21 protein-coding genes, 5 tRNA genes and 6 rRNA genes are annotated in these 23,702 nt (G+C 48.3%); 12 read left to right on the forward strand and 20 right to left on the reverse strand.

All coding sequences use genetic code 11. The annotated features are described in order from the left end of the window. The first annotated feature begins 30 nt into the window (after nt 1–30). The 12 genes from clpB (at nt 31) to OC443_RS04445 (ending at nt 13,930) form a co-directional block, all read left to right on the forward strand. Nucleotides 31–2,604: an ATP-dependent chaperone ClpB gene (gene clpB, locus OC443_RS04390; protein WP_073580128.1), complete on the forward strand. Its 2,574-nt coding sequence runs from the start codon at nt 31–33 to the stop codon at nt 2,602–2,604. 534 nt (nt 2,605–3,138) lie between these two features. Continuing rightward, nucleotides 3,139–4,680, forward strand: a 16S ribosomal RNA gene (locus OC443_RS04395). Between the two features lie 65 nt (nt 4,681–4,745). Further along, nucleotides 4,746–4,821 (forward strand) — tRNA-Glu (locus tag OC443_RS04400). 276 nt (nt 4,822–5,097) lie between these two features. Then, nucleotides 5,098–7,985, forward strand: a 23S ribosomal RNA gene (locus tag OC443_RS04405). An 86-nt stretch (nt 7,986–8,071) separates the two neighbouring features. After that, nucleotides 8,072–8,187: ribosomal RNA gene (rrf, locus tag OC443_RS04410) — 5S ribosomal RNA — on the forward strand. A 316-nt stretch (nt 8,188–8,503) separates the two neighbouring features. Then, nucleotides 8,504–10,045, forward strand: a 16S ribosomal RNA gene (locus tag OC443_RS04415). A gap of 59 nt (nt 10,046–10,104) precedes the next feature. Continuing rightward, a tRNA-Ile gene (locus OC443_RS04420) sits at nt 10,105–10,181 on the forward strand. Nucleotides 10,182–10,252: 71 nt separating this feature from the next. After that, nucleotides 10,253–10,328 (forward strand) — tRNA-Ala (locus OC443_RS04425). Nucleotides 10,329–10,604: 276 nt separating this feature from the next. Beyond that, nucleotides 10,605–13,492: ribosomal RNA gene (locus tag OC443_RS04430) — 23S ribosomal RNA — on the forward strand. An 86-nt stretch (nt 13,493–13,578) separates the two neighbouring features. Then, a 5S ribosomal RNA gene (gene rrf, locus OC443_RS04435) occupies nt 13,579–13,694 on the forward strand. The 16S, 23S and 5S rRNA genes sit together here with 5 tRNA genes alongside, the layout of an rRNA operon. Nucleotides 13,695–13,756: 62 nt before the next feature. After that, nucleotides 13,757–13,833, forward strand: a tRNA-Asp gene (locus OC443_RS04440). 20 nt (nt 13,834–13,853) lie between these two features. Further along, nucleotides 13,854–13,930 (forward strand) — tRNA-Trp (locus tag OC443_RS04445). 322 nt (nt 13,931–14,252) lie between these two features. Here the strand turns inward: OC443_RS04445 and OC443_RS04450 are convergent. The 20 genes from OC443_RS04450 to OC443_RS04545 all read right to left on the reverse strand — a co-directional run bounded on the left by OC443_RS04450 (nt 14,253) and on the right by OC443_RS04545 (nt 23,621). Continuing rightward, on the reverse strand, nt 14,253–14,642 hold the full coding sequence (locus OC443_RS04450) for a hypothetical protein (RefSeq protein ID WP_159440398.1): 390 nt from the start codon (nt 14,640–14,642) through the stop codon (nt 14,253–14,255). 123 nt (nt 14,643–14,765) lie between these two features. After that, entirely contained in the window at nt 14,766–14,921 is a 156-nt protein-coding gene (locus OC443_RS04455; protein WP_200796997.1) for a hypothetical protein, read from the reverse strand. Continuing rightward, nucleotides 14,921–15,142: a hypothetical protein gene (locus tag OC443_RS04460; RefSeq protein ID WP_073586563.1), complete on the reverse strand. Its 222-nt coding sequence runs from the start codon at nt 15,140–15,142 to the stop codon at nt 14,921–14,923. Before OC443_RS04460 ends, OC443_RS04455 begins: the two co-directional genes overlap by 1 nt. A gap of 100 nt (nt 15,143–15,242) precedes the next feature. Beyond that, a complete protein-coding gene (locus tag OC443_RS04465; RefSeq protein WP_234976476.1) occupies nt 15,243–15,761 on the reverse strand; it encodes a virion protein in 519 nt (172 codons plus the stop codon). Further along, entirely contained in the window at nt 15,754–15,918 is a 165-nt protein-coding gene (locus OC443_RS04470; RefSeq protein ID WP_159440397.1) for a hypothetical protein, read from the reverse strand. The genes OC443_RS04465 and OC443_RS04470 overlap by 8 nt, the downstream gene beginning before the upstream one ends. Beyond that, nucleotides 15,911–16,438, reverse strand: a complete 528-nt coding sequence (locus tag OC443_RS04475) for a hypothetical protein (RefSeq protein WP_073586562.1) — start codon at nt 16,436–16,438, stop codon at nt 15,911–15,913. The genes OC443_RS04470 and OC443_RS04475 overlap by 8 nt, the downstream gene beginning before the upstream one ends. Next, nucleotides 16,435–17,043 (reverse strand): YdcH family protein, encoded by a 609-nt coding sequence (locus tag OC443_RS04480; RefSeq protein ID WP_073586561.1) that lies wholly within the window; start codon nt 17,041–17,043, stop codon nt 16,435–16,437. The genes OC443_RS04475 and OC443_RS04480 overlap by 4 nt, the downstream gene beginning before the upstream one ends. 1 nt (nt 17,044) lies before the next feature. Beyond that, nucleotides 17,045–17,752: a hypothetical protein gene (locus OC443_RS04485; RefSeq protein WP_073586560.1), complete on the reverse strand. Its 708-nt coding sequence runs from the start codon at nt 17,750–17,752 to the stop codon at nt 17,045–17,047. 2 nt (nt 17,753–17,754) lie between these two features. Beyond that, complete coding sequence (locus OC443_RS04490; protein ID WP_073586559.1) at nt 17,755–17,949, reverse strand: hypothetical protein; 195 nt, start codon at nt 17,947–17,949, stop codon at nt 17,755–17,757. Next, a complete protein-coding gene (locus OC443_RS04495; RefSeq protein ID WP_200796996.1) occupies nt 17,949–18,098 on the reverse strand; it encodes a hypothetical protein in 150 nt (49 codons plus the stop codon). Before OC443_RS04495 ends, OC443_RS04490 begins: the two co-directional genes overlap by 1 nt. A gap of 9 nt (nt 18,099–18,107) precedes the next feature. Next, complete coding sequence (locus OC443_RS04500; protein ID WP_073586558.1) at nt 18,108–18,380, reverse strand: hypothetical protein; 273 nt, start codon at nt 18,378–18,380, stop codon at nt 18,108–18,110. A gap of 9 nt (nt 18,381–18,389) precedes the next feature. Beyond that, complete coding sequence (locus OC443_RS04505) at nt 18,390–19,193, reverse strand: major capsid protein P2 (RefSeq protein ID WP_073586557.1); 804 nt, start codon at nt 19,191–19,193, stop codon at nt 18,390–18,392. 248 nt (nt 19,194–19,441) lie between these two features. After that, nucleotides 19,442–20,101: a type IV secretory system conjugative DNA transfer family protein gene (locus OC443_RS04510; RefSeq protein WP_073586556.1), complete on the reverse strand. Its 660-nt coding sequence runs from the start codon at nt 20,099–20,101 to the stop codon at nt 19,442–19,444. 4 nt (nt 20,102–20,105) lie between these two features. After that, a complete protein-coding gene (locus OC443_RS04515) occupies nt 20,106–20,582 on the reverse strand; it encodes a hypothetical protein (protein WP_073586555.1) in 477 nt (158 codons plus the stop codon). Further along, nucleotides 20,582–20,980, reverse strand: a complete 399-nt coding sequence (locus OC443_RS04520; protein WP_073586554.1) for a hypothetical protein — start codon at nt 20,978–20,980, stop codon at nt 20,582–20,584. The genes OC443_RS04515 and OC443_RS04520 overlap by 1 nt, the downstream gene beginning before the upstream one ends. Then, complete coding sequence (locus OC443_RS04525) at nt 20,973–21,152, reverse strand: hypothetical protein (protein WP_073580014.1); 180 nt, start codon at nt 21,150–21,152, stop codon at nt 20,973–20,975. The genes OC443_RS04520 and OC443_RS04525 overlap by 8 nt, the downstream gene beginning before the upstream one ends. Before the next feature lie 9 nt (nt 21,153–21,161). Further along, complete coding sequence (locus tag OC443_RS04530) at nt 21,162–23,045, reverse strand: replication endonuclease (RefSeq protein ID WP_073586553.1); 1,884 nt, start codon at nt 23,043–23,045, stop codon at nt 21,162–21,164. Continuing rightward, complete coding sequence (locus OC443_RS04535) at nt 23,042–23,209, reverse strand: hypothetical protein (RefSeq protein WP_159440396.1); 168 nt, start codon at nt 23,207–23,209, stop codon at nt 23,042–23,044. The genes OC443_RS04530 and OC443_RS04535 overlap by 4 nt, the downstream gene beginning before the upstream one ends. 2 nt (nt 23,210–23,211) lie before the next feature. Continuing rightward, entirely contained in the window at nt 23,212–23,391 is a 180-nt protein-coding gene (locus tag OC443_RS04540) for a hypothetical protein (RefSeq protein WP_073586552.1), read from the reverse strand. 5 nt (nt 23,392–23,396) lie between these two features. Then, nucleotides 23,397–23,621: a hypothetical protein gene (locus OC443_RS04545; RefSeq protein ID WP_073586551.1), complete on the reverse strand. Its 225-nt coding sequence runs from the start codon at nt 23,619–23,621 to the stop codon at nt 23,397–23,399. Between the last annotated feature and the right edge of the window lie 81 nt (nt 23,622–23,702).

Here is a 23,702-nt window from a genome sequence, read left to right on the forward strand (position 1 = left end):
AATCATAAGATTACCCTGCGGGAGGTTGGTATGCGTCTTGACCGGTTCACCAGCAAATTTCAAGTTGCTATATCTGATGCTCAGTCATTAGCATTAGGACGAGATCATCAATATATTGAGCCTGTTCATTTGATGGTTGCTTTATTAGATCAAACAGGCAGCCCTGTTCGCCCTTTATTCACGATGCTTGACGTTGATGTCATGCATCTGCGCTCTAAATTAGGAGAGATTCTCGATCGTTTACCCAAAGTAACCGGGATTGGCGGAGATGTGCAGCTTTCCGGAGCAATGGGAACCTTATTTAACCTGTGCGATAAGATTGCTCAAAAACGTCAGGATTCTTATATATCCTCTGAAATCTTTTTGTTAGCTGTTCTTGAAGATAAAGGTCAGCTAGGGCAGCTTTTAAAGGAACTAGGCTTAACAGAAAGAAAAGTGTCGAAGGCGATTGAGAAAATCAGAGGAGGACAAAAAGTTAATGATCCCAATGCTGAAGAACTGCGTCAGGCCTTGGAGAAATTTACAATTGATCTGACTGAACGGGCTGAACAAGGGAAACTTGATCCTGTCATTGGCCGGGACGATGAGATTCGTCGTACGATACAGGTATTACAGCGCAGAACAAAAAATAATCCGGTTATTATCGGTGAGCCTGGTGTTGGTAAGACGGCTATCGTTGAAGGTTTAGCTCAGAGAATTATTAATAATGAAGTGCCGGAAGGGTTGCGTAGCCGGCGAGTACTTTCTCTGGATATGGGAGCTTTAGTTGCCGGAGCGAAATACCGGGGAGAATTTGAAGAGCGTCTGAAGTCTGTACTAAATGAGTTGGCAAAAGAAGAAGGCAACATCATTCTGTTTATTGATGAGTTGCATACAATGGTTGGAGCCGGCAAAGGTGAAGGCTCTATGGATGCCGGAAATATGCTGAAACCGGCACTGGCAAGAGGGGAGCTACACTGTGTTGGTGCGACTACTCTGGATGAATACCGTCAGTATATAGAAAAAGATGCTGCCCTGGAGCGGCGTTTTCAGAAAGTACTGGTAGATGAACCTTCCGTTGAAGATACGATAGCCATATTACGTGGTTTGAAAGAGCGTTATGAACTGCACCATCATGTTGAAATTACGGACCCGGCGATTGTTTCGGCAGCCAGTTTATCTCATCGCTACGTTTCTGATCGCCAGTTACCGGATAAAGCGATAGATCTGATTGATGAAGCGGCTTCCAGTATCAGGTTGCAAATGGACTCTAAACCAGAGGCTTTAGATAAACTTGAACGTAAAATTATCCAGCTCAAAATTGAACAACAGGCTTTAATGAATGAGCAAGACGATGCGAGTGAAAAGCGTCTGAATATTCTTAATGAAGAGTTACAGGAAAAAGAAAAAGAATATATAGAGCTGGAAGAAGTCTGGAATGCTGAAAAAGCAGCTCTCTCCGGTGCTCAACACATTAAATCTGAATTAGAACAGGCAAGACTGGATATGGATGTGGCGAGAAGAGCCGGTGATCTGAGTCGAATGTCTGAACTGCAATATGGGCGTATTCCTGAATTAGAGAAGCAACTGGATTTAGCTGCACAGGCTGAAATGCAGGACATGACTTTACTAAAGAATAAAGTGACCGATAATGAAATCGCTGAGGTTCTGTCCAGACAAACAGGGATTCCGGTCTCTAAAATGTTGGAGGCTGAAAAAGCAAAATTATTGCGGATGGAAGATGTCCTGCACAAACGTGTTGTCGGACAAACTGAAGCTGTGGAAGTTGTTTCTAATGCAATCCGCCGAAGCAGAGCCGGATTATCTGATCCTAATCGCCCTATTGGGTCTTTCCTGTTTCTTGGTCCTACAGGGGTAGGTAAAACCGAATTATGTAAGGCTTTAGCCGGGTTTATGTTTGATAGTGACGACGCGATGGTTCGTATCGATATGTCTGAATTTATGGAAAAGCACTCAGTTGCCCGTCTTGTGGGAGCACCTCCCGGCTATGTTGGGTATGAAGAAGGTGGTTATCTGACAGAGGCTGTCCGGAGAAAGCCTTATTCTGTCATCTTGCTGGATGAAGTAGAAAAGGCGCATTCTGATGTATTTAATATCTTGCTTCAGGTACTAGATGATGGAAGGCTGACGGATGGACAAGGGCGAACGGTTGATTTTCGTAACACTGTTGTAATCATGACGTCTAACCTGGGCTCTGAACAAATTCAGGAGTATTTCCGGGAATTAGATTATCAGGGAATGAAGGAGCAGGTGATGAATGTTGTTAGTCATCATTTCCGGCCTGAGTTTTTAAACCGTGTGGATGAAAATATTGTATTCCACCCACTTGGTAAAGCGCATATTAAGTCGATTGCGGCAATTCAGCTGGAACGTCTGAGTCAGAGAATGCTGGAAAAAGATTACCAGCTAAGTGTGAAAGAAGATGCTTTAGAACTGATAGCCCGGGTTGGATATGATCCTGTCTATGGTGCCAGACCTCTGAAGCGTGCAATTCAGCAGACAGTTGAAAACCCCTTAGCTAAATCGATTTTGAAGGGAAGTATTGAGCCTGACAAAACTATTTCGTTATCAGTTAAAGATGGTGAGATAATGATTTCACAATAAATACAATGGTTATCTTATAGAGGAAAGGAGATGCGCTGTTATCTCCTTTTTACTTTTCTGGGTATAAATTACATTATTTTGAGTTTATTGGGCAATAAAGTATCAAAAAATAGCGCTTTCGGTGGAGTTTTAGCCATTTGAACGAAAAAACTAAAATTTAGTGAATTTTCTATTGCCAAGAAATTATTTCCCCCTATAATGCGACCCCACTGAGTCAGGGGATGCCTGATAAAGTCGAACAGATTATCGGTTTCTTAAATGCTTAAGAAAATAACAAGAAAAAGTGGTTGACACTAAATCTTATATCGATAAAATGTCCGTCCTCTTGAAGCTCTGGCTGAAAGGTGGATTTTGCTCTTTAACAATATAAACCAATCAATCTGTGTGGGTACTCGTTAATTGATATCTTATAAAAGATTTATCAGTGAGAATGAGTGACCAACAGCTATCAGGAAGCAGCTTTGAGTTGTGGAATGAATAGCGGCACAGTCAATTCAGTAATCACTGAGCCGAAGCTTAGGCTTCAAAAAACTTTAATTGAAGAGTTTGATCATGGCTCAGATTGAACGCTGGCGGCAGGCTTAACACATGCAAGTCGGGCGGAAACGAAAGAAAGCTTGCTTTCTTGGCGTCGAGCGGCGGACGGGTGAGTAATGCCTGGGAAATTGCCCTGATGTGGGGGATAACCATTGGAAACGATGGCTAATACCGCATAATGTCTACGGACTAAAGAGGGGGACCTTCGGGCCTCTCGCGTCGGGATATGCCCAGGTGGGATTAGCTTGTTGGTGAGGTAAGAGCTCACCAAGGCGACGATCCCTAGCTGGTCTGAGAGGATGATCAGCCACACTGGAACTGAGACACGGTCCAGACTCCTACGGGAGGCAGCAGTGGGGAATATTGCACAATGGGCGCAAGCCTGATGCAGCCATGCCGCGTGTATGAAGAAGGCCTTCGGGTTGTAAAGTACTTTCAGTGGTGAGGAAGGGGCAGAGTTTAATACGCTTTGCTTTTGACGTTAGCCACAGAAGAAGCACCGGCTAACTCCGTGCCAGCAGCCGCGGTAATACGGAGGGTGCGAGCGTTAATCGGAATTACTGGGCGTAAAGCGCATGCAGGTGGATGATTAAGTCAGATGTGAAAGCCCGGGGCTTAACCCCGGAACAGCATTTGAAACTGGTCATCTAGAGTACTGTAGAGGGGGGTAGAATTTCAGGTGTAGCGGTGAAATGCGTAGAGATCTGAAGGAATACCGGTGGCGAAGGCGGCCCCCTGGACAGATACTGACACTCAGATGCGAAAGCGTGGGGAGCAAACAGGATTAGATACCCTGGTAGTCCACGCCGTAAACGATGTCTACTTGGAGGTTGTGGCCTTGAGCCGTGGCTTTCGGAGCTAACGCGTTAAGTAGACCGCCTGGGGAGTACGGTCGCAAGATTAAAACTCAAATGAATTGACGGGGGCCCGCACAAGCGGTGGAGCATGTGGTTTAATTCGATGCAACGCGAAGAACCTTACCTACTCTTGACATCCATAGAAGCTTGAAGAGATTCGAGTGTGCCTTCGGGAACTATGAGACAGGTGCTGCATGGCTGTCGTCAGCTCGTGTTGTGAAATGTTGGGTTAAGTCCCGCAACGAGCGCAACCCTTATCCTTGATTGCCAGCACTTCGGGTGGGAACTTCAGGGAGACTGCCGGTGATAAACCGGAGGAAGGTGGGGACGACGTCAAGTCATCATGGCCCTTACGAGTAGGGCTACACACGTGCTACAATGGCGGATACAGAGGGCAGCTAACTTGCGAGAGTGTGCGAATCCCAAAAAGTCCGTCGTAGTCCGGATTGGAGTCTGCAACTCGACTCCATGAAGTCGGAATCGCTAGTAATCGTAGATCAGAATGCTACGGTGAATACGTTCCCGGGCCTTGTACACACCGCCCGTCACACCATGGGAGTGGGCTGCAAAAGAAGCAGGTAGTTTAACCTTCGGGAGGACGCTTGCCACTTTGTGGTTCATGACTGGGGTGAAGTCGTAACAAGGTAGCGCTAGGGGAACCTGGCGCTGGATCACCTCCTTAACGATAAAGATACGTTGATGAGTGCTCACACAGATTGATTTGGTTTAGAAAAGAGATATGAAAGTGTCCCGTTCGTCTAGAGGCCTAGGACACCGCCCTTTCACGGCGGTAACAGGGGTTCGACTCCCCTACGGGATACCATTTCAAAGCGTATTGATTTGAGTATGTTTTAAAATGGTTTGTAATAACAAATCAAGCTCTTTAACAATTTGGAAAGCTGACAAAACAATCTTTTAGATTGTTTGTAAAAGTTCTCAAAGTATTCAGAAATGAATACACCAACACACATTCAAGTGTTCTTGGCTTCTGCTTTGGCAGAAGAAAAAATTTGAGTCCGGCAAAATCAAAGTCTGCATCATGTTTAAATAATTGCAGACAACCTTGGTTGTTTGACCGTAAGACCCTTTGGGGTTGTATGGTTAAGTGACTAAGCGTATACGGTGGATGCCTTGGCAGTCAGAGGCGATGAAGGACGTACTAACTTGCGATAAGCCCGGATGAGGGAGTAAGACCCACATGAGTCCGGGATTTCCGAATGGGGAAACCCATCTGCATCAGCAGATATCATTTACTGAATACATAGGTAAATGAGGCGAACCGGGGGAACTGAAACATCTAAGTACCCCGAGGAAAAGAAATCAACAGAGATTCCGGCAGTAGCGGCGAGCGACCCCGGATTAGCCCTTAAGTTTTATATGTGTCAGGTGAAGGCTCTGGAAAGTGCCGCGATACAGGGTGACAGCCCCGTAACCGAAGATGCAAATAAGGTGAAAACGAGTAGGACGGGACACGTGATATCCTGTCTGAACATGGGGGGACCATCCTCCAAGGCTAAATACTCCTGACTGACCGATAGTGAACCAGTACCGTGAGGGAAAGGCGAAAAGAACCCCTGTGAGGGGAGTGAAACAGAACCTGAAACCGTATACGTACAAGCAGTAGGAGCCTCTTTAATGGGGTGACTGCGTACCTTTTGTATAATGGGTCAGCGACTTATATTCAGTGGCAAGGTTAACCGGATAGGGAAGCCGTAGCGAAAGCGAGTCTTAACTGGGCGTTCAGTCTCTGGATATAGACCCGAAACCGGGTGATCTAGCCATGGGCAGGTTGAAGGTTGAGTAACATCAACTGGAGGACCGAACCGACTAATGTTGAAAAATTAGCGGATGACTTGTGGCTAGGGGTGAAAGGCCAATCAAACCCGGAGATAGCTGGTTCTCCCCGAAAGCTATTTAGGTAGCGCCTCGGACGAATACTACTGGGGGTAGAGCACTGTTAAGGCTAGGGGGTCATCCCGACTTACCAACCCTTTGCAAACTCCGAATACCAGTAAGTACTATCCGGGAGACACACGGCGGGTGCTAACGTCCGTCGTGGAGAGGGAAACAACCCAGACCGCCAGCTAAGGTCCCAAATTATTGCTAAGTGGGAAACGATGTGGGAAGGCTCAGACAGCTAGGATGTTGGCTTAGAAGCAGCCATCATTTAAAGAAAGCGTAATAGCTCACTAGTCGAGTCGGCCTGCGCGGAAGATGTAACGGGGCTAAGCAATAAACCGAAGCTGCGGCAATGCATTTTATGTATTGGGTAGGGGAGCGTTCTGTAAGCGGTTGAAGGTGTGCTGTAAGGCATGCTGGACGTATCAGAAGTGCGAATGCTGACATGAGTAACGATAATGGGGGTGAAAAACCCCCACGCCGGAAGACCAAGGGTTCCTGTCCAACGTTAATCGGGGCAGGGTAAGTCGACCCCTAAGGCGAGGCTGAAAAGCGTAGTCGATGGGAAACGGGTTAATATTCCCGTACTTCTTACAATTGCGATGGGGGGACGGAGAAGGCTAGATGGGCCTGGCGACGGTTGTCCAGGTTCAAGTGCGTAGGCTTGAAATTCAGGTAAATCCGGATTTCTTTAAGGCCGAGACACGATGTCGGGCTACTAAGGTAGTGAAGTCATTGATGCCATGCTTCCAGGAAAAGCCTCTAAGCTTCAGATTGTAAGGAATCGTACCCCAAACCGACACAGGTGGTCGGGTAGAGAATACCAAGGCGCTTGAGAGAACTCGGGTGAAGGAACTAGGCAAAATGGTACCGTAACTTCGGGAGAAGGTACGCTCCTCATGGTGAAGTCCCTTGCGGATGGAGCTGAGGGGAGTCGCAGATACCAGGTGGCTGCAACTGTTTATTAAAAACACAGCACTGTGCAAAATCGTAAGATGACGTATACGGTGTGACGCCTGCCCGGTGCCGGAAGGTTAATTGATGGGGTTAGCTTAGGCGAAGCTCTTGATCGAAGCCCCGGTAAACGGCGGCCGTAACTATAACGGTCCTAAGGTAGCGAAATTCCTTGTCGGGTAAGTTCCGACCTGCACGAATGGCGTAATGATGGCCACGCTGTCTCCACCCGAGACTCAGTGAAATTGAAATCGCTGTGAAGATGCAGTGTACCCGCGGCTAGACGGAAAGACCCCGTGAACCTTTACTACAGCTTGGCACTGAACATTGAGCCTACATGTGTAGGATAGGTGGGAGGCTTTGAAGTGTGTACGCCAGTATGCATGGAGCCGACCTTGAAATACCACCCTTGTATGTTTGATGTTCTAACTTAGTCCCGTCATCCGGGACAAGGACAGTGTCTGGTGGGTAGTTTGACTGGGGCGGTCTCCTCCCAAAGAGTAACGGAGGAGCACGAAGGTGGGCTAATCACGGTTGGACATCGTGAGGTTAGTGCAATGGCATAAGCCCGCTTAACTGCGAGAGTGACGGCTCGAGCAGGTGCGAAAGCAGGTCATAGTGATCCGGTGGTTCTGAATGGAAGGGCCATCGCTCAACGGATAAAAGGTACTCCGGGGATAACAGGCTGATACCGCCCAAGAGTTCATATCGACGGCGGTGTTTGGCACCTCGATGTCGGCTCATCACATCCTGGGGCTGAAGTCGGTCCCAAGGGTATGGCTGTTCGCCATTTAAAGTGGTACGCGAGCTGGGTTTAGAACGTCGTGAGACAGTTCGGTCCCTATCTGCCGTGGGCGTTGGAGAATTGAAGGGGGCTGCTCCTAGTACGAGAGGACCGGAGTGGACGAACCTCTGGTGTTCGGGTTGTGTCGCCAGACGCATTGCCCGGTAGCTAAGTTCGGAATCGATAACCGCTGAAAGCATCTAAGCGGGAAGCGAGCCCTGAGATGAGTTCTCCCTGGCACTTTAAGTGCTCTGAAGGGTTGTCCGAGACCAGGACGTTGATAGGCAGGGTGTGTAAGCGTTGTGAGGCGTTGAGCTAACCTGTACTAATTGCCCGTGAGGCTTAACCATACAACACCCAAGGGGTTTTGATGGACTCAAATGAAGAACAGATTGAATGTGTAGAGAATAGTCAGTTTTCTGAATTAAAGAATTTGCCTGGCGGCCATAGCGTTGTGGACCCACCTGAATCCATGCCGAACTCAGAAGTGAAACGCAATTGCGCCGATGGTAGTGTGGGGTTTCCCCATGTGAGAGTAGGTCACTGCCAGGCTTTATATTTGCTTCTTTTCACGTTGTGGAAAGAAGTCACCATAAGATTTTCGAATTGATGAGAATTTTATGTTGACTTTCAGTCAGGAAAGCGTAATATACGCGTCCTGTCAGGTGCTAAGACACTGAAAGCAAAGCTCTTTAACAATATAAACCAATCAATCTGTGTGGGTACTCGTTAATTGATATCTTATAAAAGATTTATCAGTGAGAATGAGTGACCAACAGCTATCAGGAAGCAGCTTTGAGTTGTGGAATGAATAGCGGCACAGTCAATTCAGTAATCACTGAGCCGAAGCTTAGGCTTCAAAAAACTTTAATTGAAGAGTTTGATCATGGCTCAGATTGAACGCTGGCGGCAGGCTTAACACATGCAAGTCGGGCGGAAACGAAAGAAAGCTTGCTTTCTTGGCGTCGAGCGGCGGACGGGTGAGTAATGCCTGGGAAATTGCCCTGATGTGGGGGATAACCATTGGAAACGATGGCTAATACCGCATAATGTCTACGGACTAAAGAGGGGGACCTTCGGGCCTCTCGCGTCGGGATATGCCCAGGTGGGATTAGCTTGTTGGTGAGGTAAGAGCTCACCAAGGCGACGATCCCTAGCTGGTCTGAGAGGATGATCAGCCACACTGGAACTGAGACACGGTCCAGACTCCTACGGGAGGCAGCAGTGGGGAATATTGCACAATGGGCGCAAGCCTGATGCAGCCATGCCGCGTGTATGAAGAAGGCCTTCGGGTTGTAAAGTACTTTCAGTGGTGAGGAAGGGGCAGAGTTTAATACGCTTTGCTTTTGACGTTAGCCACAGAAGAAGCACCGGCTAACTCCGTGCCAGCAGCCGCGGTAATACGGAGGGTGCGAGCGTTAATCGGAATTACTGGGCGTAAAGCGCATGCAGGTGGATGATTAAGTCAGATGTGAAAGCCCGGGGCTTAACCCCGGAACAGCATTTGAAACTGGTCATCTAGAGTACTGTAGAGGGGGGTAGAATTTCAGGTGTAGCGGTGAAATGCGTAGAGATCTGAAGGAATACCGGTGGCGAAGGCGGCCCCCTGGACAGATACTGACACTCAGATGCGAAAGCGTGGGGAGCAAACAGGATTAGATACCCTGGTAGTCCACGCCGTAAACGATGTCTACTTGGAGGTTGTGGCCTTGAGCCGTGGCTTTCGGAGCTAACGCGTTAAGTAGACCGCCTGGGGAGTACGGTCGCAAGATTAAAACTCAAATGAATTGACGGGGGCCCGCACAAGCGGTGGAGCATGTGGTTTAATTCGATGCAACGCGAAGAACCTTACCTACTCTTGACATCCATAGAAGCTTGAAGAGATTCGAGTGTGCCTTCGGGAACTATGAGACAGGTGCTGCATGGCTGTCGTCAGCTCGTGTTGTGAAATGTTGGGTTAAGTCCCGCAACGAGCGCAACCCTTATCCTTGATTGCCAGCACTTCGGGTGGGAACTTCAGGGAGACTGCCGGTGATAAACCGGAGGAAGGTGGGGACGACGTCAAGTCATCATGGCCCTTACGAGTAGGGCTACACACGTGCTACAATGGCGGATACAGAGGGCAGCTAACTTGCGAGAGTGTGCGAATCCCAAAAAGTCCGTCGTAGTCCGGATTGGAGTCTGCAACTCGACTCCATGAAGTCGGAATCGCTAGTAATCGTAGATCAGAATGCTACGGTGAATACGTTCCCGGGCCTTGTACACACCGCCCGTCACACCATGGGAGTGGGCTGCAAAAGAAGCAGGTAGTTTAACCTTCGGGAGGACGCTTGCCACTTTGTGGTTCATGACTGGGGTGAAGTCGTAACAAGGTAGCGCTAGGGGAACCTGGCGCTGGATCACCTCCTTAACGATAAAGATACGTTGATGAGTGCTCACACAGATTGATTTGGTTTAGAAAGAGTCGTTGGGTCTGTAGCTCAGGTGGTTAGAGCGTTCGCCTGATAAGCGAGAGGTCGGTGGTTCAAGTCCACTCAGACCCACCAATTTTCTTTATAATATCCTTTGTTATTATTGATATAACTTAGATTCTTTAAAGATATGTTCCCATATTTATGGGGCTATAGCTCAGCTGGGAGAGCGCCTGCCTTGCACGCAGGAGGTCTGCGGTTCGATCCCGCATAGCTCCACCATTTCAAAGCGTATTGATTTGAGTATGTTTTAAAATGGTTTGTAATAACAAATCAAGCTCTTTAACAATTTGGAAAGCTGACAAAACAATCTTTTAGATTGTTTGTAAAAGTTCTCAAAGTATTCAGAAATGAATACACCAACACACATTCAAGTGTTCTTGGCTTCTGCTTTGGCAGAAGAAAAAATTTGAGTCCGGCAAAATCAAAGTCTGCATCATGTTTAAATAATTGCAGACAACCTTGGTTGTTTGACCGTAAGACCCTTTGGGGTTGTATGGTTAAGTGACTAAGCGTATACGGTGGATGCCTTGGCAGTCAGAGGCGATGAAGGACGTACTAACTTGCGATAAGCCCGGATGAGGGAGTAAGACCCACATGAGTCCGGGATTTCCGAATGGGGAAACCCATCTGCATCAGCAGATATCATTTACTGAATACATAGGTAAATGAGGCGAACCGGGGGAACTGAAACATCTAAGTACCCCGAGGAAAAGAAATCAACAGAGATTCCGGCAGTAGCGGCGAGCGACCCCGGATTAGCCCTTAAGTTTTATATGTGTCAGGTGAAGGCTCTGGAAAGTGCCGCGATACAGGGTGACAGCCCCGTAACCGAAGATGCAAATAAGGTGAAAACGAGTAGGACGGGACACGTGATATCCTGTCTGAACATGGGGGGACCATCCTCCAAGGCTAAATACTCCTGACTGACCGATAGTGAACCAGTACCGTGAGGGAAAGGCGAAAAGAACCCCTGTGAGGGGAGTGAAACAGAACCTGAAACCGTATACGTACAAGCAGTAGGAGCCTCTTTAATGGGGTGACTGCGTACCTTTTGTATAATGGGTCAGCGACTTATATTCAGTGGCAAGGTTAACCGGATAGGGAAGCCGTAGCGAAAGCGAGTCTTAACTGGGCGTTCAGTCTCTGGATATAGACCCGAAACCGGGTGATCTAGCCATGGGCAGGTTGAAGGTTGAGTAACATCAACTGGAGGACCGAACCGACTAATGTTGAAAAATTAGCGGATGACTTGTGGCTAGGGGTGAAAGGCCAATCAAACCCGGAGATAGCTGGTTCTCCCCGAAAGCTATTTAGGTAGCGCCTCGGACGAATACTACTGGGGGTAGAGCACTGTTAAGGCTAGGGGGTCATCCCGACTTACCAACCCTTTGCAAACTCCGAATACCAGTAAGTACTATCCGGGAGACACACGGCGGGTGCTAACGTCCGTCGTGGAGAGGGAAACAACCCAGACCGCCAGCTAAGGTCCCAAATTATTGCTAAGTGGGAAACGATGTGGGAAGGCTCAGACAGCTAGGATGTTGGCTTAGAAGCAGCCATCATTTAAAGAAAGCGTAATAGCTCACTAGTCGAGTCGGCCTGCGCGGAAGATGTAACGGGGCTAAGCAATAAACCGAAGCTGCGGCAATGCATTTTATGTATTGGGTAGGGGAGCGTTCTGTAAGCGGTTGAAGGTGTGCTGTAAGGCATGCTGGACGTATCAGAAGTGCGAATGCTGACATGAGTAACGATAATGGGGGTGAAAAACCCCCACGCCGGAAGACCAAGGGTTCCTGTCCAACGTTAATCGGGGCAGGGTAAGTCGACCCCTAAGGCGAGGCTGAAAAGCGTAGTCGATGGGAAACGGGTTAATATTCCCGTACTTCTTACAATTGCGATGGGGGGACGGAGAAGGCTAGATGGGCCTGGCGACGGTTGTCCAGGTTCAAGTGCGTAGGCTTGAAATTCAGGTAAATCCGGATTTCTTTAAGGCCGAGACACGATGTCGGGCTACTAAGGTAGTGAAGTCATTGATGCCATGCTTCCAGGAAAAGCCTCTAAGCTTCAGATTGTAAGGAATCGTACCCCAAACCGACACAGGTGGTCGGGTAGAGAATACCAAGGCGCTTGAGAGAACTCGGGTGAAGGAACTAGGCAAAATGGTACCGTAACTTCGGGAGAAGGTACGCTCCTCATGGTGAAGTCCCTTGCGGATGGAGCTGAGGGGAGTCGCAGATACCAGGTGGCTGCAACTGTTTATTAAAAACACAGCACTGTGCAAAATCGTAAGATGACGTATACGGTGTGACGCCTGCCCGGTGCCGGAAGGTTAATTGATGGGGTTAGCTTAGGCGAAGCTCTTGATCGAAGCCCCGGTAAACGGCGGCCGTAACTATAACGGTCCTAAGGTAGCGAAATTCCTTGTCGGGTAAGTTCCGACCTGCACGAATGGCGTAATGATGGCCACGCTGTCTCCACCCGAGACTCAGTGAAATTGAAATCGCTGTGAAGATGCAGTGTACCCGCGGCTAGACGGAAAGACCCCGTGAACCTTTACTACAGCTTGGCACTGAACATTGAGCCTACATGTGTAGGATAGGTGGGAGGCTTTGAAGTGTGTACGCCAGTATGCATGGAGCCGACCTTGAAATACCACCCTTGTATGTTTGATGTTCTAACTTAGTCCCGTCATCCGGGACAAGGACAGTGTCTGGTGGGTAGTTTGACTGGGGCGGTCTCCTCCCAAAGAGTAACGGAGGAGCACGAAGGTGGGCTAATCACGGTTGGACATCGTGAGGTTAGTGCAATGGCATAAGCCCGCTTAACTGCGAGAGTGACGGCTCGAGCAGGTGCGAAAGCAGGTCATAGTGATCCGGTGGTTCTGAATGGAAGGGCCATCGCTCAACGGATAAAAGGTACTCCGGGGATAACAGGCTGATACCGCCCAAGAGTTCATATCGACGGCGGTGTTTGGCACCTCGATGTCGGCTCATCACATCCTGGGGCTGAAGTCGGTCCCAAGGGTATGGCTGTTCGCCATTTAAAGTGGTACGCGAGCTGGGTTTAGAACGTCGTGAGACAGTTCGGTCCCTATCTGCCGTGGGCGTTGGAGAATTGAAGGGGGCTGCTCCTAGTACGAGAGGACCGGAGTGGACGAACCTCTGGTGTTCGGGTTGTGTCGCCAGACGCATTGCCCGGTAGCTAAGTTCGGAATCGATAACCGCTGAAAGCATCTAAGCGGGAAGCGAGCCCTGAGATGAGTTCTCCCTGGCACTTTAAGTGCTCTGAAGGGTTGTCCGAGACCAGGACGTTGATAGGCAGGGTGTGTAAGCGTTGTGAGGCGTTGAGCTAACCTGTACTAATTGCCCGTGAGGCTTAACCATACAACACCCAAGGGGTTTTGATGGACTCGAATGAAGAACAGATTGAATGTGTAGAGAATAGTCAGTTTTCTGAATTAAAGAATTTGCCTGGCGGCCATAGCGTTGTGGACCCACCTGAATCCATGCCGAACTCAGAAGTGAAACGCAATTGCGCCGATGGTAGTGTGGGGTTTCCCCATGTGAGAGTAGGTCACTGCCAGGCTTTATATACCAGTTAGATGAAGCGGATTATTGTAAGACTTTATCTGACAGACAATCTGAAGTGGAGCGGTAGTTCAGTTGGTTAGAATACCGGCCTGTCACGCCGGGGGTCGCGGGTTCGAGTCCCGTCCGCTCCGCCATTTTAGATTGTTAAAATTTTAGGGGTGTAGCTCCAATTGGCAGAGCAGCGGATTCCAAATCCGCGTGTTGGGGGTTCGAATCCCTCCACCCCTGCCATTATAAATTGCATAATTATGCAAAAACAGAAACCCGCTCATTGAGCGGGTTTTTTGTGTTTGTAGCTTAGGAAAAGATCAGATCTTTATATTGAGAAATATTGTTTGAAGGGATTTGAAAGGGAAGGGCTGGAATAGCCCCTAAAATTACTTCTTATATTTCTTTGCCCACAGCTCGATTATATAAGTAATTAATACGATTGCGGGAAAAATATAAAAGGCTGCTTGTCCCAAAGAGGACCAAAATAAGTAAGCTAATGCAGCAGCAATAAACGATACAACAATCAGCTTTATTTTATCTTTCAATATTTCAATCATTGCTATTAGTGCATCCTTAAAATTTTATCACTATGTCTTACAGCATCATCAGCCGCCCAAACCGGTAAACCAAGATCTCTGAAAGCTTGCTTTAGCTCTGAAGCACTACATGATGTTGCTCTTTTTGATGCCATTAATGCAGAGCCAATAATTGCACCAACATAAAAAGCTGCTCCAAGCCCGGCAATCTGTCTGGCTCTATATGCTGAACCAGCGATCGCTACCAGAGAAATATCAGAAGCCTTTGCAGTTAATGCGCTTTCAATACTGACTATTGTTCCTGTCATTGTAGCTACAGAGCCAAATATTGATTTTGGTGTTGGTAGCCCCATAGCTTCTAAATTGCTTTCAATATTGTAATTAAAATTGTCTAAATCGAAACGGCAAATACTCATATAAATATCACTAATATGCACTTTGTTTAATTGGTGCGATATAATAGTTGAATATTTTATATGAAACAACTCCGTTAAGGGAGGGGGAAGCTCACTTGCTCTGTGAGCTTTTAGTTATTTTTGCTACCTTCTTTCAATTTCCAGACGGGTTAATCGCTCATCTATTTTTTCTATCATGACCTTCATCCACTTCATATCAGTTCTCAACGTCACGCCAACCCCAACCCCACTAAACAACGCACTGACAGCGGCCACGATAAAAGTCTGGTATTCTGCCATTACTTAAACTCATCCCGTACTGCCTCAAACAAACCAATCAACACAGGAACTACGGTTCCAACAATTCCGCCGTATTGAATCCCTGTATCCGTCACGCTGGCCGTTAATAAGTCCGGGTGACCGAACGCTAAAGCAGCCCCGGCACCGACTAACGCGATCCCTTTCTGGGTCGAAGGCTGACTTAAATCGATATTGAATTTGTCTTTTAAAAAATCACTCATAATAATCCACTCTTTTTAAGACCTTTAATTGTATAAGCGGCAACTATTGCCCCTGCGACCGATAGCGCTATTTTCTGTAGATAAAATTTAGTTGTAATACTCATGCCAGCATCACCCCATCTCTTGCAGTACCAATATCATAATACGGGCCGGACTCCTGCCGACTCATTGCCAGCAATACATTTGAAAGTGTGTTTCTGTCATAGACATCAATGGTTTGATGAGGCCCGATGCCGGTCCAGTTGCTTACGTTCCGGATATATGTTGCTGTGTCGTTCTCACTGACGGGCGCCCACCGGCTGATCATTTGTGAGAGCGTTTTGTATCCGCTCCGGTAGTAGGTGCGCAAAATTCGCGCTCCGGCTCTGAATCCGTATTCTGCTGATTCAAATTGAACAAAAGACGGATCTGTATTGATTTCACACATTCCCCGCCAGTCTGTTCCGTTGTCCCGGATATTAAGCGGGTTATTATTCCTCACTCCGCGTGGTTGATTTGATCTCACTATATTTTCTCCTGTTCCTGATGTCGCAGTGCTGCCGGTAGCGGCCCGGTATATGACATAACCAATACCAGCAACCGACGCAATTGCAGCACTGAGCAACACCCATTTATTCATTGCTGACTGTCTCCGGGTCGACGAACTGGCCGTTCACGTATTGAAGGCCCAGTAAACTATCGTCAAATTCAGGCACAGCGATTTGATTTTCAGTTTGCGGTGGAAATGACATCACGCCCACAACAATATTGTTTTCATCAAGTTGAACGCTAAACATATTCAATAACCTGTATCCTCATGTATTTATCCGTGCCGCCGATTCGGTTCAGCTTCAGCGTTGTTGCTGACGTGAGTTCTGCATACCCAGCTGAGTCTTCAACATTCACGTTCACAAACGTTTTCGCCGGATTAACCGATGGAATGGTGATGGTTCTGCCTGTCTTGGTAGTAATTTGATAGATACGTCGAATCACACTGTGGTTGTTAATGGCTGTCAGTATGGTTGCCCTGGCATTTCTACAGACGTCAATCACTGCCGTTTCTGTGGCAGTAACTGCCGTTGTGGTTGACTCAATCGCGGCTTCTATGGCTGTTTTCGCATTGCTGACCGCCGTTTCCGTCTGTTGACCGGCAGAAATCAGCCCCTGAGTCATACTCTCAGAGACCGTATTCAGTTTTTCCGTGACGGTTTCAGAGAATTGATTCTGTCCGGTTTGTAATTCGGTTTGCATCTGCACCAGTTTTGCAGCCAGCGCCGCAAATTCTGAAGACAGGTCTACCGGGTTACTAATCCTCATTTGACCCCCATAACGGTTAGTTTTGCGGTGGTCTCACTGGCGTTATATCCATACACCTCACCACTGAAATCAATGCTCAAACTACCAATCGCGGACTGACTCCCCATTGCCAGCAATCCCCGGTTTGCAGTCGTGCTCTTGTCACCAATTCTTACTTTTGTCATTGCATCACTGATCACCTGAACCGTGACCTGACGAAATCCGCCACTGGTGAGCCGGACGCGTTCACCCGGCTGGATGGTGATATCATCAAACGTGCTCATCTGAGCCGGTAAGATGGTTTTCACCTTCAGCCCGTCATTGACCTTTACGTGTGCTTCAAACTGAATCGGCTCAATGATTTTTCTAATCACTATGTCGTCCGTGGCGGCGGGTTTATGCTCTAAATCAGAAATCTGGTAATCGAATGTCACCTCACCGGCCTGATGATGTTCAACAAACAATTCATTAAACTGTTCTACATTGATCCGGTCTCCGGTCTGAAGACGCTGAGGGCGCAATGTATCGGTAGAGACATAAACCGGGGCCGAAGAAGCCCTGACAATCAGATAACGGCCTCGACCACCGACGGAAATCTGTTTTTTTGTATGCGCTTCGATAATCATGTTACTTCCTCATCACGGCAATCATCGCCACCCCAAGCACGACAGCGACCGCAACTGTCACTTTCATCATGTCCGATGAACTGCCCGTCTGACTACGCTGTGAAGCACTGTCCGCCAGTATTAATGCTGATTTTGCGGTCTGATTTGACTGACTTGCCATCGAACGAACGGCGCCAATCGTGTCTTCATTATTTTTACGCAGTGACTGCATGGCTTCTTTTGCGGTTTCTGTTTGCCGCTTTGCTGAAGCCGTCCCGAAATCCAGCGCATCAGAAAAGGACTCCTGAGCGCTAGAGAGGGCACGTTTCAGGGTGCTTTCATTCGACTGAAGCGCCGCTTTAGTCGTGGCCTGACTCGCCGCCAGTGCATCGCGCCCAAACCCCAGCGATTCTTTCATGGCTTTCTGGCTGGTCTTCAGGGCGTCTTTGCCAAATTCGAGCGAGTGATTGCCAAAATCAAACGCTTCTTTGGTGGTTTTGTTATTTGAATTCAGTGCATCAGAAACGGCGGATGCATTGCCTTTAATCGCCTGAGCCGCTATTTCAGAAGCGGCTTTGATGGCGTTGTGATCGGTCATCGTGGCGTTGATGGTACTGTCATTGACGCCACTGAGTAATACACCAAGGTTGTCACCCCCGACTGAGGTTTGACCGGATGTATTGGTATTATTGACAGTGCTTGCTGAGTGATCATGACTGAAGAAACCCACGGCTAATGTCCTCCTTTCGAGATCAGAAACAGAGCACCCAAGACACCGGCAACTGTGGCAGACATCCAGAGAAAAGATGGATTTTTTTTGCTGTTCACATACATATCACCGACCGTCAGACCGCCGCTATAGTTGGATAACCCGGACGATGTATCACCGCCGTCAAGAGAACCGCTGTTATTCAGGTTCGGAATCATCACGCCCCCTTCACGGCACGGTAAGCGAGATAACAGCCGCCCCCGATAGCACCGAGCTTAATCAATTTGGTCACACCAGAGCCGGACCAGAACCCGGCCCCGAATCCGAGCGCCCCGGCAGCAAGCGGGGCCAGATAAATCAAAGGCATGTCTCCCCCTTACTTTTTCACTGCCAGAACGATAATTCCCAGAATAAGACAAACGCCAACCCCGCCACCGACATAGAGCAATGTCTTGTCCGTCTTAGGCTGCACCTGACTGGCGGTGACTGCGTTTCCGTTATCATCGGCCTGCTGCATGGTTTGCGGGGCGGTCTTTGAGTTCACGCTTTGCGTGGGTTTGGTCGCCGCATCGACAAGGTTATCGAATCCCTCTCCAACGCTATCAAGCAAACCCGAGCCAAAGTTACCCAGATCATCTAAAAATGACATCAGTCCCCCTTAGTGGAGCAGGTCAGGACGAACGATTTTTACGGACTCAACCACAATCGGAATGGCGCCAACCGGCTTGTTAGTTTTGACCGTGAATTTCAGCTCGTTCAGATGGGCCGTTTTAAACAGTTCATCAATAAAGTAGCCGCGCATGATGGGATCAAAGTGATACATGCCTGATTGCCAGAAACGTTTATTTCGTTTGGCACGCATCGTATCGACCGGGCGGGTAGTGTCATAGACTTTCACATAATCGCGGTAGATTTCGAGGGCGTTCACCTCTTCTGATAAGAAGTGCATCCGGCGTACCAGCAACAGCGGCCCGGAAACCAAATCAAGGAATTCGTTTTCGGTGGCAGTGGCCTGCATGGTCTGGCGTTTGATTTGCGGTACAAGTACCCGCACGCCCTGAGCCGGTGAAACGGTGGCGTGACCTTTCAGATAGACGGTTGCCGGGTCTGCATCGGTTTTTGATGCGATATCAATATCCAAAATGATATTGTCACCGGGCTCTGTAACCAGCGCGGTGTATTTCATGCCGTTCTTGGTCTTGGCTGAAATATCGGCCAGCGGGATATGATAGAAATCTGAGGCGGGCATCCCTTTGTATGCTTCAAGGGCTTTCATCAGTTGCCCGTCAAGCACGATGATTTCATCCCCGTTCAGCGTAATTGTCACCCGGTGGATTTGCTCCGGCTTCAGATTTGTTTCGAGAAAAATCTCTTCATAGACGGGTCCCGTCGGGATTGTCAGCGATGCTTTTTCACCCCAGCCAACGCCGGTAAACGAGTTCAATTTCATGACTGAATTCATCAATTAAACTCCCTTAACCAATGGCATCTTCAACAGCATCAACATTGTTCGATGCCCAAACCACACCCGCAGCAACAACGGCAGCAATCAGGCCGACTACAGCAATATTTTTTCCGGTTAGTTCCATGTGTTCCTCAAATTAAAAAGCCGCCCAACATCAGGCGGCCTCTACTTAAACATCATATTTACAATCGGTTCCTAACCCGATTTAGAATCGGGTTTAGAATAAATGTGATTTGAGTCTCATTTTACCAGCGGATCACCCCCTTTTGATATTGTTTACCGTCTTGCAGGAGATACTCAAGCGGGTTCAACTGATCGATATCCGCCGCTGATATCCCGGTCATTTTTTCCAGATAAATTGCACTGGCGCGGGTCTTTTGCATCATCACACAAGCACGTTGACAGTTATCAATGATGGTTTTTGATACTTCCTGACCTCTCTGAAATAAATTGATGGAGTGAAGATTAAACTTCCTGCCCAGGCGTAAGATCTTGCCGTGGTAGCCGGTCGCCTTTCCTGCGTTTTCGCTGTGCTCTGCCACTTCTTCACAGATGATTTTCAGGGGCTTTTTGTGTTTGCCGTTGCCTACCGCCCATACCACCTGACAGAACTGATCAAAGTCTTTCGGTTTGGTTTCGTGTTTTGGCTGATAGGCAATCTTGAATCCCTGCCGGGTCTTTCTCCCGGCTATCAGGGCCGTTGCAAAGTCTTTGATGTTTTCATAGCCCCGGACGACACGCCCGGCAAGCTGACCGGTGTAATCGCCCATCGGATCAAAAATGGCGACCTGATCAGTCGCCTGTATGAATAGTTTTTTTGCCGCTGAAGTCTTGCCGCTCCCGCTCATCCCAACCGCAAAGACATGACCATTTTTCAGGGCGTTATCCGGGTTAATTGGCTGCATAGGCTCAGGCTTCCTGTGGTTGTGGGTCTTGCTCCTGTGGGGTGATATCTTTGGCTTGATCAATCGCTTTCAGGGCTTTGATTTGAGTGAATGAAGAGAAACCGAGCGCACCGGCAGCAACAACGAAAGTTAACTCTTCCCGGTAAGCCGCCAGCCACGGCGGAAGCTCCCCGTTGTATTTGACGAACAGGGGCGCGGCAGCAGTGGCGACGTTATCAATCTGCGCGGTATCGAAAGTAAAATCTTTATGGGCAAATTGTTTAATGATTTGCTCCGTCACGCCCAGAACGGCCTTTGTGGTTGCTTCCCCGGCAGCAAGTGCCGCTTCTTTTTTCGGGTCTGATTTCTGAACTGCGGTATCCGGATTAAAATCTTCCCCGGAAAGCTCCTGAAGCAATGCGTTTTCTTCCGCTTCGGAATGAGTTTCTAAGATTTCCTCTGGTTGTACTTCGTTTTCTGAATAGTCGATTTGATTTTCCATTACGCCACCGCCTTGATTGTTTTAATGATGCCACCACAGACCAGCCCCAGAACGGCCCCGATTCCCACACATTTCACCGTCGTGACCGGTTGAGATTGTGGTTCCGGTTTAGTTTCCGGTTCCGTTAGGGATTGGGTTTGTTTTTCCGTCTGGATAGGCAAAGATTCCGTTTGTTCCGGCTCTGGCTGCTTCATCGCTTCAATCTGTGCCTGAACTGCTTCAAGGGATTGATAAGCTTTCATTTCAGCCTGTGCCGCTTTACCGGTGCGGGTATCCGGGCCACATTCACACCGGCCATGCACGAACGCGGCGCGTTTACCTTTCCCCTGTTTAATGGCTTTGGGTTGATGGCAGGTTCTGCAAAGTACGTAACCTAAAATATCCGTGGTATCAGTCATGATTGATCTTCCCTTCCAGTGTGTTTAATCGTTGATTAAAGGCTTTGAATAACCAGATGGTTTTCATCAGCCAAGGTTTAATGAAACCAAATCCCATTGGCGGCTTATATGCTTTGGATTCCGTATCCATTTCATTGAGTAAACGGTTTGTTTCGGTTTGAAGATTGCTCATGTATCCCCTTTAGGTTGAGAAAAATTCCTCATATTCGGGTGGACCACACCGGTCCAGCTCGCATTGAAGAAGAAAATTACTGATGATTTGTTGCTGTCTGGTTGGTTTTTCGGCTGGCGTATAGTTATTGCCACCAGACCAAGGGCGACGGCTCCCGCCGTCTTGAGAAGCCTCCTGTTTCACAGCAGGCTTTTTAACTAACTTCCATTCGGTTTCATGAGTCAGAACCACTAAACCACTTCCCTCAAGGCCAATGATGTGACGAACGGTTTCACCGTATTTGTTTTCTTTCGCTTCTGTCCGTGGCTTAATCGGGCGCAATGATTGCGGCAGGCGGTGACCGCCCATATAGTCAAAATAAGCAGAGAAGAAGCCCATATCCGCCGCCCGGCGTGCTTTTTCAAACAGGCAATATTCCTGCTTATCCTGAATCCGGCGCAGCTCTCGCCAGACTGTGACACTTGGGGTTTTCTGAAACTGAAATTGTCTGAAACAGAACTGACGTGACCACGCTGTGACGTTCTTCACCGTGTCCTGAAGCTTGGCTTTACGGTTATCTGAATCGGTGAGGTCATCCAGTCCGAAGCCGTCTACATTTTTTGAAATATACTTGGCAAGATAGGCCACGGCGCCGCCTTCGGTGCCGTCCAGTAGTTTGGCATCAAACCGGGCTTTCATTGCCTTGTGTTTGGGTTTGCCTGATGCGTCGTAAAGCTCTGCACTGTCTTGTTGATACTGATAATTCTGAAGTGCTTTGATAAATGCACCCGTCTGATCCAGCGGCATGAAAAATACACCGTGCCAGTGTGGCGTGCCGTCCTGATGCGGTTCAACCACTCTTAAGCCGTAATAATCCAGTCCGTGACGGTCTGCCCAACTGCGAAAGCGTGACCAGTTCAGGCTCAGCCATGCATGGGCATCACGCGGACAACTGCCATCAAAGGCCGGGTTTTCAATCCAGTAATGACCGCGCTTTTTCAGGCGGTGAAAGCGGCTTGGTGTGGTCATGGTAATAAATACCGCTGCATGATTGTTTGCGTCGGCGTATTCCTGACAACCAGCGATCCGGGTCATCAGTTCATGGCGGCGGTTTTCCGGGTTAGCCTGTGATGAAGCGTGAACTTCTGACATATCGACACAATCACCATGCTCTGATTCAATCGCCATCAGCTCAAGCCATTCTCTTTGTCTGTCCTGACGCACTTTGAGCCATTCACAGGCAGAGATAGACGCATACGGCGAGATGTGCGGGGAAATCATCCCGGCAGCACGCCGGGCATTCTCAAACGCTGCAATTGTGGATTTCTCGATAGCGCGACGCCAGACCGACTCATCAAGCAGACGGGCCAGTATTGAATAAGCTCTCTCTTCATTTTCAACAAATTCAAACTGTGGCATCCATAAAGACGCCCCGACAAATTCATGAATCCGGGCGATCGTCTCTTGTGGAGATAAGCCCATTTTGACTGATGTTTCAAAGTGAAAACCCGCACGGCCTGAAAGCTCTGTGGCAAGCCGGGCGCGTTTGAACTCTGTATCAATTTTCCAGAATGGTTCAGGCAGGACAGACAGGGCAGCAAAAGCCGCCTGACTGCGTGACTCAATAAATTGAAGTGCCCGTTTAAAGCCATATTTCCGGAACCGGGCAGCACTGGCCTTATCCAGATAATTACGAATGTCTGAAGGTAACTTAAACTGATTGGCTACCTGACAGGCAAATTCAAACACCCGCTCTTTTGGGGTCTTTCCGGACGATGAAATATGCTTATCCGCAACCATTGCCAGATGTGGCGCTGTGGGCTGGTTTTTCATGACATAGGTTGCCAGCTCCTGACGCAATGCATCCGGCAGTTTGGTTAACGGGTTGTTTGTTGGTTTGGTGTATTTTTTCACTGACTTGAAATTATCCTGTCTGGTAACTGATTCGCTTTAATTGCAATACGCGCCAGCATCTTTTGACGTTTCTCCCGGCTCATATCTTTGTGTTGCTTCAGCACTTCACGACAACGGGCTATTCCCCGGAAACCACATTCAATCTGTTCTGGTGTGAGATGCATGGTTATTCCTCCAGACATTCCAGTAATTCAGCTGCTTCAAGTAATGACCTGACCACACGCTCACGCATCTGAAATTCAAGCGGTGAAAGGTGTGTTGCTGAACCTAAAACGTTCAGCAATGCTTTCGCTTCACCAGAGTGTGAAAAGTCTATGTTGATGCTGTGTATTGGGGTTTGGTGCATGATGGTTATTCCTCTTCCAACTGTTTGCGCTTACGTGGCGACACGGGCAGGGTGATCTGATTGGCTGCGATCCTGCGGTCAAACTCCAGCTTGTTGATCAGAACCAAACTGCCTGACCGCTCTTGTGGAATAACGGGAATCACGCAGTCATTAATCAGCTCTTTGACTTTTGTGCGGCTCATTCCGGTTTCTTCACAGAACTTATTAATTGTCTGGACACTTGCAGACATGGATCAAACCTCCTAATATCGGGCGTAATCGGTCGTATTGGGTTTTGTCCTATATTCAAGACGGAAATAAATTTATTCTTT

The sequence above is a fragment of the Vibrio quintilis genome (assembly GCF_024529975.1).
Lineage (GTDB): Bacteria > Pseudomonadota > Gammaproteobacteria > Enterobacterales > Vibrionaceae > Vibrio > Vibrio quintilis.

Bases quoted from the DNA above. Each gene is read 5' to 3' on its own strand.
- OC443_RS04520 (WP_073586554.1), bottom strand. From the start codon at position 20,980: ATGACTGATACCACGGATATTTTAGGTTACGTACTTTGCAGAACCTGC.
- OC443_RS04465 (WP_234976476.1), bottom strand. From the start codon at position 15,761: ATGAATAAATGGGTGTTGCTCAGTGCTGCAATTGCGTCGGTTGCTGGT.
- OC443_RS04470 (WP_159440397.1), bottom strand. From the start codon at position 15,918: ATGTTTAGCGTTCAACTTGATGAAAACAATATTGTTGTGGGCGTGATG.
- OC443_RS04500 (WP_073586558.1), bottom strand. From the start codon at position 18,380: ATGTCATTTTTAGATGATCTGGGTAACTTTGGCTCGGGTTTGCTTGAT.
- OC443_RS04475 (WP_073586562.1), bottom strand. From the start codon at position 16,438: ATGAGGATTAGTAACCCGGTAGACCTGTCTTCAGAATTTGCGGCGCTG.
- OC443_RS04455 (WP_200796997.1), bottom strand. From the start codon at position 14,921: ATGGCAGAATACCAGACTTTTATCGTGGCCGCTGTCAGTGCGTTGTTT.
- OC443_RS04480 (WP_073586561.1), bottom strand. From the start codon at position 17,043: ATGATTATCGAAGCGCATACAAAAAAACAGATTTCCGTCGGTGGTCGA.
- OC443_RS04525 (WP_073580014.1), bottom strand. From the start codon at position 21,152: ATGAGCAATCTTCAAACCGAAACAAACCGTTTACTCAATGAAATGGAT.
- OC443_RS04505 (WP_073586557.1), bottom strand. From the start codon at position 19,193: ATGAATTCAGTCATGAAATTGAACTCGTTTACCGGCGTTGGCTGGGGT.
- clpB (WP_073580128.1), top strand. From the start codon at position 31: ATGCGTCTTGACCGGTTCACCAGCAAATTTCAAGTTGCTATATCTGAT.
- OC443_RS04495 (WP_200796996.1), bottom strand. From the start codon at position 18,098: ATGCCTTTGATTTATCTGGCCCCGCTTGCTGCCGGGGCGCTCGGATTC.
- OC443_RS04490 (WP_073586559.1), bottom strand. From the start codon at position 17,949: ATGATTCCGAACCTGAATAACAGCGGTTCTCTTGACGGCGGTGATACA.
- OC443_RS04450 (WP_159440398.1), bottom strand. From the start codon at position 14,642: ATGAGTATTTGCCGTTTCGATTTAGACAATTTTAATTACAATATTGAA.
- OC443_RS04545 (WP_073586551.1), bottom strand. From the start codon at position 23,621: ATGTCTGCAAGTGTCCAGACAATTAATAAGTTCTGTGAAGAAACCGGA.
- OC443_RS04515 (WP_073586555.1), bottom strand. From the start codon at position 20,582: ATGGAAAATCAAATCGACTATTCAGAAAACGAAGTACAACCAGAGGAA.
- OC443_RS04510 (WP_073586556.1), bottom strand. From the start codon at position 20,101: ATGCAGCCAATTAACCCGGATAACGCCCTGAAAAATGGTCATGTCTTT.
- OC443_RS04535 (WP_159440396.1), bottom strand. From the start codon at position 23,209: ATGCATCTCACACCAGAACAGATTGAATGTGGTTTCCGGGGAATAGCC.
- OC443_RS04460 (WP_073586563.1), bottom strand. From the start codon at position 15,142: ATGAGTGATTTTTTAAAAGACAAATTCAATATCGATTTAAGTCAGCCT.
- OC443_RS04540 (WP_073586552.1), bottom strand. From the start codon at position 23,391: ATGCACCAAACCCCAATACACAGCATCAACATAGACTTTTCACACTCT.